This is a genomic window from Acinetobacter gyllenbergii CIP 110306 = MTCC 11365 (assembly GCF_000413855.1).
GTDB lineage: Bacteria > Pseudomonadota > Gammaproteobacteria > Pseudomonadales > Moraxellaceae > Acinetobacter > Acinetobacter gyllenbergii.
The window spans coordinates 190,353-198,479 of the sequence record NZ_ATGG01000012.1; the positions used below are offsets into that span (position 1 = coordinate 190,353).

The 8,127-nt window shown below is 42.2% G+C and carries 7 protein-coding genes; 4 read left to right on the forward strand and 3 right to left on the reverse strand.

The genetic code is table 11. The features are described 5' to 3' along the window. Positions 1-22: 22 nt before the first annotated feature. On the reverse strand, positions 23-1,453 hold the full coding sequence (eat, locus tag F957_RS12140) for an ethanolamine permease (RefSeq protein WP_016540995.1): 1,431 nt from the start codon (positions 1,451-1,453) through the stop codon (positions 23-25). A 207-nt stretch (positions 1,454-1,660) separates the two neighbouring features. After that, the gene (gene exaC / locus F957_RS12135) at positions 1,661-3,172 is read right to left on the reverse strand and encodes an acetaldehyde dehydrogenase ExaC (RefSeq protein WP_016540997.1); all 1,512 of its coding nucleotides are present in this window, start codon (positions 3,170-3,172) and stop codon (positions 1,661-1,663) included. A 127-nt stretch (positions 3,173-3,299) separates the two neighbouring features. Between exaC and F957_RS12130 the strand changes: the two genes are divergently transcribed. Then, a complete protein-coding gene (locus F957_RS12130; protein ID WP_016540998.1) occupies positions 3,300-4,478 on the forward strand; it encodes an ArsR family transcriptional regulator in 1,179 nt (392 codons plus the stop codon). Positions 4,479-4,508: 30 nt separating this feature from the next. Here F957_RS12130 and F957_RS12125 read toward each other — a convergent pair whose 3' ends face one another. Continuing rightward, entirely contained in the window at positions 4,509-5,474 is a 966-nt protein-coding gene (locus F957_RS12125; RefSeq protein WP_016540999.1) for an alpha/beta hydrolase, read from the reverse strand. Positions 5,475-5,668: 194 nt separating this feature from the next. Here F957_RS12125 and F957_RS12120 point away from each other — a divergent pair, with 194 nt between their 5' ends. The 3 genes from F957_RS12120 to F957_RS22120 all read left to right on the forward strand — a co-directional run. Further along, the gene (locus F957_RS12120) at positions 5,669-7,381 is read left to right on the forward strand and encodes an AAA family ATPase (RefSeq protein ID WP_016660291.1); all 1,713 of its coding nucleotides are present in this window, start codon (positions 5,669-5,671) and stop codon (positions 7,379-7,381) included. A gap of 13 nt (positions 7,382-7,394) precedes the next feature. After that, positions 7,395-7,757, forward strand: a complete 363-nt coding sequence (locus F957_RS12115) for a 5-carboxymethyl-2-hydroxymuconate Delta-isomerase (RefSeq protein WP_016541001.1) — start codon at positions 7,395-7,397, stop codon at positions 7,755-7,757. 239 nt (positions 7,758-7,996) lie between these two features. Further along, positions 7,997-8,127: hypothetical protein (locus F957_RS22120; protein WP_016660292.1), on the forward strand; the 131-nt coding region annotated here is incomplete at its 3' end.

The following is an 8,127-nucleotide window of genomic DNA, read 5'->3' on the forward strand; positions in this document are numbered from 1 at the left end:
CGCTTCTCCTTAATCTTCCTGATTATTGCTTTTCATCTGCGGTGATCTGGGCAAACTCTTCTTCTGGTGTTCCTTGAATGAGTTGATGACGGCTGTAAAAGATAAAATAGGCAATAAAGACCATATAAATGCCTGCTGCAATACACCACACTTTAGGATTGACCAGAAAACCTGCGACAACTGCGATGGCAGCTAAAATTAAGGCAATGCTTGAGGTTACGATACCACCAGGTGTTTTATAGGGGCGGTGCATTAAGGGCCGAGATACGCGGAGCTTAATATGTGACAGCATCATCAAGACATAAGAAATGGTCGCACCGAAGACTGCAATTAAAATCAGTAAATCTCCTTCTTTAGTTAAGGACAAGAAGAATCCAATAATGCCAGGAATAATGATGGCTAAATAAGGGGCATGATTTTTGTTGGTTAATGACAGCGATGTAGGTAAATAGCCGGCACGGGAGAGGGCGAAAATTTGGCGTGAATAAGCATAGATAATCGAAAAGAAACTGGCGATGAGTCCAGCAAGGCCGACAAAATTGACAAAGTTTGCCAACCATGTGCCTTGACCATAGACTTTGACGAGCGCATCGACTAATGGTGCACTGGAGTGTTGCAAGGTACTGGCACCGGCTGCACCTGCGCCCAAAAATAAAATCAGTAGGGCAAAAGCGGTTAAAATTAACATCGCACCAATCAGTCCGCGTGGCAGTGATTTGGCTGGATCTTTAGCTTCTTCTGCGGCTAAGGGCACACCTTCAACAGCCAAGAAAAACCAAATTGCATAGGGAACAGCGGCCCAAATGCCTAAATAGCCATAGGGTAAAAAGCTGCTTGCGCCAAATTGTTGCCCCGCAGGAATATCAAACAAATTCTGCGAATTAAAATGAGGCAGCATCGCAGCAATAAAAACAGCCAGTGCAATTGCCGCAACCAATGTGATGGCAAACATAATTTTGAGGGCTTCACCAGCACCTTTGAGATGAATACCCATAAAAATGAGATAACAGGCTAAATAAACTTGCCAGCCACCAATACCAAATAACGATTCACAATAGGCACCAATAAAGACCGCAATCGCTGCAGGTGCAATCGCGTATTCAATCAGAATTGCGGTACCTGTTAAATAACCACCGAGTGGGCCAAATGCGATACGCGCAAAACTATAACCGCCCCCCGCTGTTGGCAGCATGGTCGCCATTTCAGACATGGCAAGGCATAGGCACAGATACATCACGGCAACGACTGCGGTGGCAACAAACATGCCACCCCAACCGCCTTGTGCAATACCAAAATTCCAGCCAGCGAAATCACCTGAAATGACATAGGCGACCCCTAAACCGATCAGTAATAACCAGCCCACGGCACCTTGCTTGAGTTTTCTTTGGGCAAAATAGTCTTCGGAAGATGTTGTTGATGCTGAAAGTGCAGAAATAGGGTCTTGATTGTTCATACAAAGCTCCGTGTATGGGTCTCATCAGCAAGATGCAAAAGCAATGCCGATGTTGCACACCTTGTGCCAAAATTTAATTTTTATTCGCTTGGATCATCCAGTTTTGAAGGGAAAGAGCGTGTTTATTGAGCAATGAACATCAGGTTGTCGAAGACCGTATAAGCTCTTTTCGCAAGACTTATACGGTATTTTTATCATTCGACAAACTTAGAAAAAGCCCATCGCTTTGGTTGAATAACTCACCAACAAGTTTTTGGTTTGTTGATAATGATCGAGCATCATTTTATGATTTTCACGGCCTACACCTGACTTTTTATAGCCTCCAAATGCGGCATGAGCTGGGTAGATGTGATAACAATTGGTCCAAACTCGACCCGCTTCAATGGCTCGACCAGCACGATAGGCGGTATGGGTTGAACGTGACCAGACCCCAGCACCTAAACCATACATGGTGTCATTGGCGATCTGGATGGCTTCATCAAAATCCTTAAATGTAGTGACAGACAGCACCGGACCAAAGATTTCCTCCTGAAATACTTGCATCTGGTTATGACCTTTGAAGATGGTCGGTTCGATGTAATAACCATTACCTACCTCGTTACGACCATGCCCACCCAAGAGTATTTCAGCACCTTCTTGTCGGCCTGTATCAATACAACGTAGAATTTTTTCTTGTTGTTCTAAGGATGCTTGTGCGCCGACCATGGTGTCGGTATCGAGTGGATGTCCAAGCTTAATTCGCTTGACCCGTTCGATGGCTTTTTCCATAAACTGATCGGCGATACTTTCTTGAATCAAAGCACGAGATGGGCAGGTGCAGACTTCACCCTGATTCAGCGCAAACATCGCAAAACCTTCAAGGGTTTTATCAAGAAAATCATCGTCATGATCCATCACATCGGCAAAGAATACATTCGGTGATTTTCCGCCGAGCTCCAAAGTCACAGGAATAATGTTTTCAGTGGCATATTGCATAATCAATTGCCCAACTTGGGTTGAGCCAGTAAACGCAATTTTGGCAATGCGTGGGCTGGTGGCCAGTGGGCGACCAACTTCAGCACCATAACCATTGACGATATTGAGGACACCTGCTGGTAATAGATCCTGTATCAGTTCCGCCACCAATAAAATACCGACTGGGGTTTGTTCGGCAGGTTTGATTACTACACAGTTACCTGCTGCCAATGCGGGGGCCAGTTTCCATGCCGCCATTAAAATCGGGAAGTTCCACGGGATGATTTGTCCCACCACACCGAGTGGCTCATGAAAATGGTAGGCGATGGTATCTTCATCAATTTCGGAGATACCACCTTCCTGAGCACGGATACAGCCTGCAAAATAACGGAAATGGTCAATGGCTAATGGGATATCTGCTGCCAATGTTTCGCGGACTGGTTTACCGTTATCCCAGGTTTCAGCAACCGCCAACATTTCCAAATTGGCTTCCATGCGGTCTGCAATTTTTAGTAGCAAATTAGAGCGTGTGGTCGGAGAGGATTTGTTCCATTCTTTTTTGGCTTTATGGGCAGCATCCAGTGCCAGTTCAATGTCTTCGGCACTGGAGCGAGGAATACGGGTAAAACTTTTGCCATCGACAGGGGAAATATTGTCAAAGTAAACTCCTTTGACTGGTGCAACCCATTGCCCACCGATAAAGTTTTCATACTGGTCTTTGAAATGGATTTTTGAACCAGATTGATTGGGATCAATATAGCGCATAGACATACTCCTTTATGTGTTGTGATATTTTTAAATAAAGTACCAAGTACGTTATTAACACTGAACATATCGCGGCAAAGGTTGGAAAAAGGTTGGAATTGCATGTCAAGGACGTAGGGAATTACAAATGCATACAAAAAAGGAATTATTGCAACAGCGCAAGCAGGTTGAACAACTGAGAACGCAAAGTAGCCTCAACCCGCAGCATGCTGAAAAAATGGAACAGAGTATTGCCAGCTCATGGGAGCGTTCGAGTTTGGCTGATATTCCTAAAGAACGTCTGGCTGCCCCTTTATCTAATCAATTGACTGAACCAAGAAGTTCACTCAGCTTGGCCTTGCAAGCTTGTCGGGAAGATCTTAAACATATTGCAGAACAGTCTTCAATGGTGCTTGCTGTTGGTGATATGGGCAGTACCATAATCTGGACAGCATCTTGCACACAGATGCGCAATGCTGCTGAACAAGTTCACTTTGTTGCAGGGGGGCAGTGGCAGGAAGAGTTGGTTGGTACCAATGCTTTGGCACTTTCACTCAAAACCCGTAAATCGAGTTGTGTATTTTCCAATGAACACTATATGGCATCGGTGCATGATTGGGTTTGTTATGCTGCACCGATCATTGACCCTTATTCCAAGCAGGTTTTAGGTGTGGTGGATTTATCGACCACATGGGAAAACCACAATAGTTTAGGGCTATTGGCCGTCGAGCGTTGTGCCGCAATTTTGCAAATGGCGGTGCAGGAGTTACAACAGCAGCATCTGTATTTTCGGACTTTAAATACGGCACAGGTCTTGCTGAACGGACGGAATTTAACTTTAACTCCAAGACAAATTGAAATTCTGGTGATTTTGGCCTTGTGCCCGCAGGGGTTGAATTTAGAGAATTTACATCAGGCTCTCTATGGTGAGCGTAAAGTTAGTATTGGGACCTTAAAGGCAGAAATGTCGCATTTAAGGGATCGTTTGGGTGATGCACTTGGTTCACGACCTTATCGTCTCAACGTTGCCATTGAGGCAGATTTCTTGCAACTTGAGCAAGCCTTGGATGCCGGTTATATCAGTACCGCACTGCAATGTTATACCGGCATTTTTTTGGCCAAAACTGAAAGCCCATTTTTATGTGCATGGCGAGATGGCTTGGAATCCCGTTTGAGTCATGCGATTTTTCAGACACAGGGCAGTGACGCTTTATTGAAGCATCTGGCCTATTCACCTGAAGCGGTGGATGCTGCTGAACGTTTACTGGAATTACTGCCAGCTTCGCATCCTGCTAAAAATATGCTCAGCAAGTACCATGACCACTGAGCATCCTGATATTGAAAAGGGTCGTCAGTATTACTGGATTTTTTCTGCTAACCAAGCAAATAGATCTTTATAAACCTGTGCACGCACAGGCGGTGCTGATAACACCAAATCATGCAGACCATTTTGAATGGACAGGGTTTGTACATCACCTTTCATTTTCTTGGCATTCTGGGTCATGTCTTTGACATCGAGAATCACATCGCTTTGTTGAGCGTCGATTCCCCATTTTCTTGGATTATTGGATTGATGTGAATGCATGATCAAAGTCGGTACATTTAAAGTCACACCTTGATGAATTTCTTTTTGCGCTTCGTGAATCGCCGTCACAAAAGACAAGTGCACAAAAGGCATGGTTTTTGGTTTCCAATCCAGATTGAAATCCCACTCACCATAAAAATCTTTATGTAAGCTTGGGGTATACCATTGGTTTAGACCACTTGGAAATTTGCCATTCGGTAGGCGTTTGCCTACTTCGCTCAAGAGTGGAATCCCCACTTTTTTCTCAAGCACACTTTTATAGAAATCATAGAATGGACTGTTGTTCCAGACTGCTTTGATTAAGCGATGGTCTGGATAATGTGCAGCATATAAGGTGGCAATTAGACCGCCAGTGGAATGGCCTGCCAGTAGCACTTGATTGTGATTTTCTTGACCGATAATTTCCAGTGCTTTGCTGATCTCAGCATCGTATTCACGTAAATCAAGCACATAGTAAAATTTTTGGTGAGGGAGGCGAGAGCGACCATATTTTCTCAGGTCAAGAGCGTAAAAATCGTAGCCATGCTGATTAAATTGTTCAGCCATTTCTTTTTGGAAAAAATAGTCTGCAAAACCATGAATATATAAAACCGCTTTTTTGGTCGCTTCAGCAGCCTTCTTGCGAACCAAAGTAGCAACAACTTTTCCATCATAATCATCAGCAAAATTTAAGGTCAGTTGCTGGTAATTTTCACCGAGTATATCTGGTTGATATGCATAGAGATTTGAAGTAGTCATTTTTATAGATCAAGTCTGAATTCATTAACAACCACATTAAATGAAATCATCTGTATGTCAATGCAATTCTACGACACCAAGCGTTCAACAATGTTGGAGATTAGGTAAGGAAATTCGGTGAGATTTCGTATTGCATTTTTATTTTGGGTAAAAAATCGTTAAGCTATGCGCTGTTGATTTTGACTGAAGAAATTATGAAACAAGAGACTGCACTCAAGTTACTTAAAGCTGGCGAAAATGTTTTTTTAACGGGCTCAGCAGGTGCAGGAAAAACCTATACGCTTAATCAATACATCCATTATCTCAAAGCGCGTAAAGTACCTGTGGCAATTACCGCTTCGACAGGGATCGCGGCAACCCATATGAATGGCATGACCATTCATACTTGGGCGGGAATCGGGATTAAAGATCGTTTGAGTGATGATGATCTGAAACGAATGAAAGAGCGTAAATATTTAAAAGAGCATTTGGAAAATGCCCAAGTTCTGATTATTGATGAAATTTCCATGTTGCACGCCAAGCAACTGAATCTGGTCAATCAAGTCCTGAAATACTTTAAAGAAAGTGATGAGGCCTTTGGTGGGATTCAGGTGATTGTAGCAGGTGACTTCTTTCAGTTACCGCCCGTTGGTAAAAAGGATGAAAGCAATCGCGATAAATTCTGCTTTATGTCTGATGCATGGGTCGAAGCCAAATTCCGTGTCTGTTATCTAACAGAACAGCATCGTCAGGATGATGAAATTCTCAATCAGATTTTAAATGCGATTCGTGCCCAGAATATTCAAAGCAACCATATTAGTGCTTTGCAGCAATCGCGTCAGCACGATATTGGCGAGACCTTTACTCGTTTATATACGCACAATATGGATGTCGATAATATTAATTATCAGCATCTCAATGAAATCGACAATGAAAGCCATCAATTCAATGCGGTTATCGATGGCAATGAAAAGTTGATGGAAACCTTAAAATCATCGGTGCGTGCGCCTGAAGAACTGACCTTAAAGAAAAATGCCAAAGTGATGTTTGTTAAAAACAACTTTGATATGGGCTATATCAACGGCAGTTTGGGTGAGGTGATTGGTTTTGAAGAAGACGATAAGCAGGGTATTCTGCCTAAAGTGAAGTTGACTGATGGTACAACCTTCTTGGTTGAACCTGAAACATGGTCGATTGAAAATGAAGCAGGGAAGGCGATTGCCAGTTTCCAACAAATTCCGTTGCGTTTGGCTTGGGCGATTACGATCCATAAAAGTCAGGGAATGACTTTGGAAGCCGCAGAGATTAATCTGACTCATACCTTTGAAAAAGGTCAGGGCTATGTCGCTTTATCACGTTTAAAATCACTGACGGGGCTGAAACTACTTGGCTTTAATGAACAGGCACTTGAACTAGATAGCTTGGCGATTAAAGCAGATCGCCGTTTTCAGGAATTATCGACTGAAGCAGAAACCAACTTTGAAAATATTGATTTAACCACCCAGCATAATGCTTTTATTCGACATTGTGGTGGCACATTGAATGCCACTGAAATTGCCCGCAATGAAAAGAAAATTGCCAAGGGTGCCAAACAGAACTATGCCGCAGCGACCTTGGATGAAACCCGTACTTTATTTGAAGAGGGTTATGAAATTGAAGATATTGCACATGAGCGTGGTTTAACCCCTGCAACGATTATTAATCATCTGGCACGTCTGCATAAAGAGCAGGGTTTGGATATTTCGGTGGCCAGTCCAGGTGATGAAGTGATTGAAGAAGTGCGCAAGATTTATAAGCGTCTGCATAAACGTAAAAATCCCGAACATTTTACCGATGATGGTGCAATTAAATTACGTCCTATTGTGGAAGCCACTAGTCCGCGAATGGCGTATGATCAAGTCCGTTTAGCCTTATTATTTATTGAATAGGAATGATAAAAAAATGCCGCATTTGATTGCCAACTATTCAGCCAATTTAACTGAATTAAATCCACATCAATTATTAAAAGATGCGAATGTTGCATTGGTTGAAACGGAATTGTTTATCGCAAATGATATTAAATCTCGAGCATTTAAGGATGACGTATTTTTAATTGGTTTGAATGAAACAGAAGAGGCCTATATTCATTTAAAGCTGTATATATTGAGTGGACGAACGCAGGCGCAGAAGCAAGCAGCGGGTGCGGCATTGTTGCGTCAACTACAGCAAAAAAGCTATATGCAATCTGAGCTCAACTATCCCGTTCAACTCTGTGTTGAAGTGATTGATATGCCCAAAGAAGATTATTTTAAAGCGACAGTTTAGTTTTGAAAACATCGCTGTTTTATCAAATAGGGAGAATTGGCCTTATTTGATAAAACATATTGATTGATGTGTGTCTTGATTTAATGATCTTTAAAAAAATATTGCTAATTATTCTAATCATTTATATTAAAATAAAGGGCTTATTTTGATATTCGTTGCAGAACATAACATTAAAAATATAGACAGATTTGTATGCTGTTTATAAAATGGCGTAAATTTTAGTTAATATTTTTAAAATAATGTTGAGTAATATATTTCAGGCCTTGGACAGTTTGGGCCTTACAGCACAAAAACGTGCAATCCATATTCAATTTTCCAATCAAGATTTAAATACTCAAGTCTTCCTACAGCGTATTGATGGACAGCATCA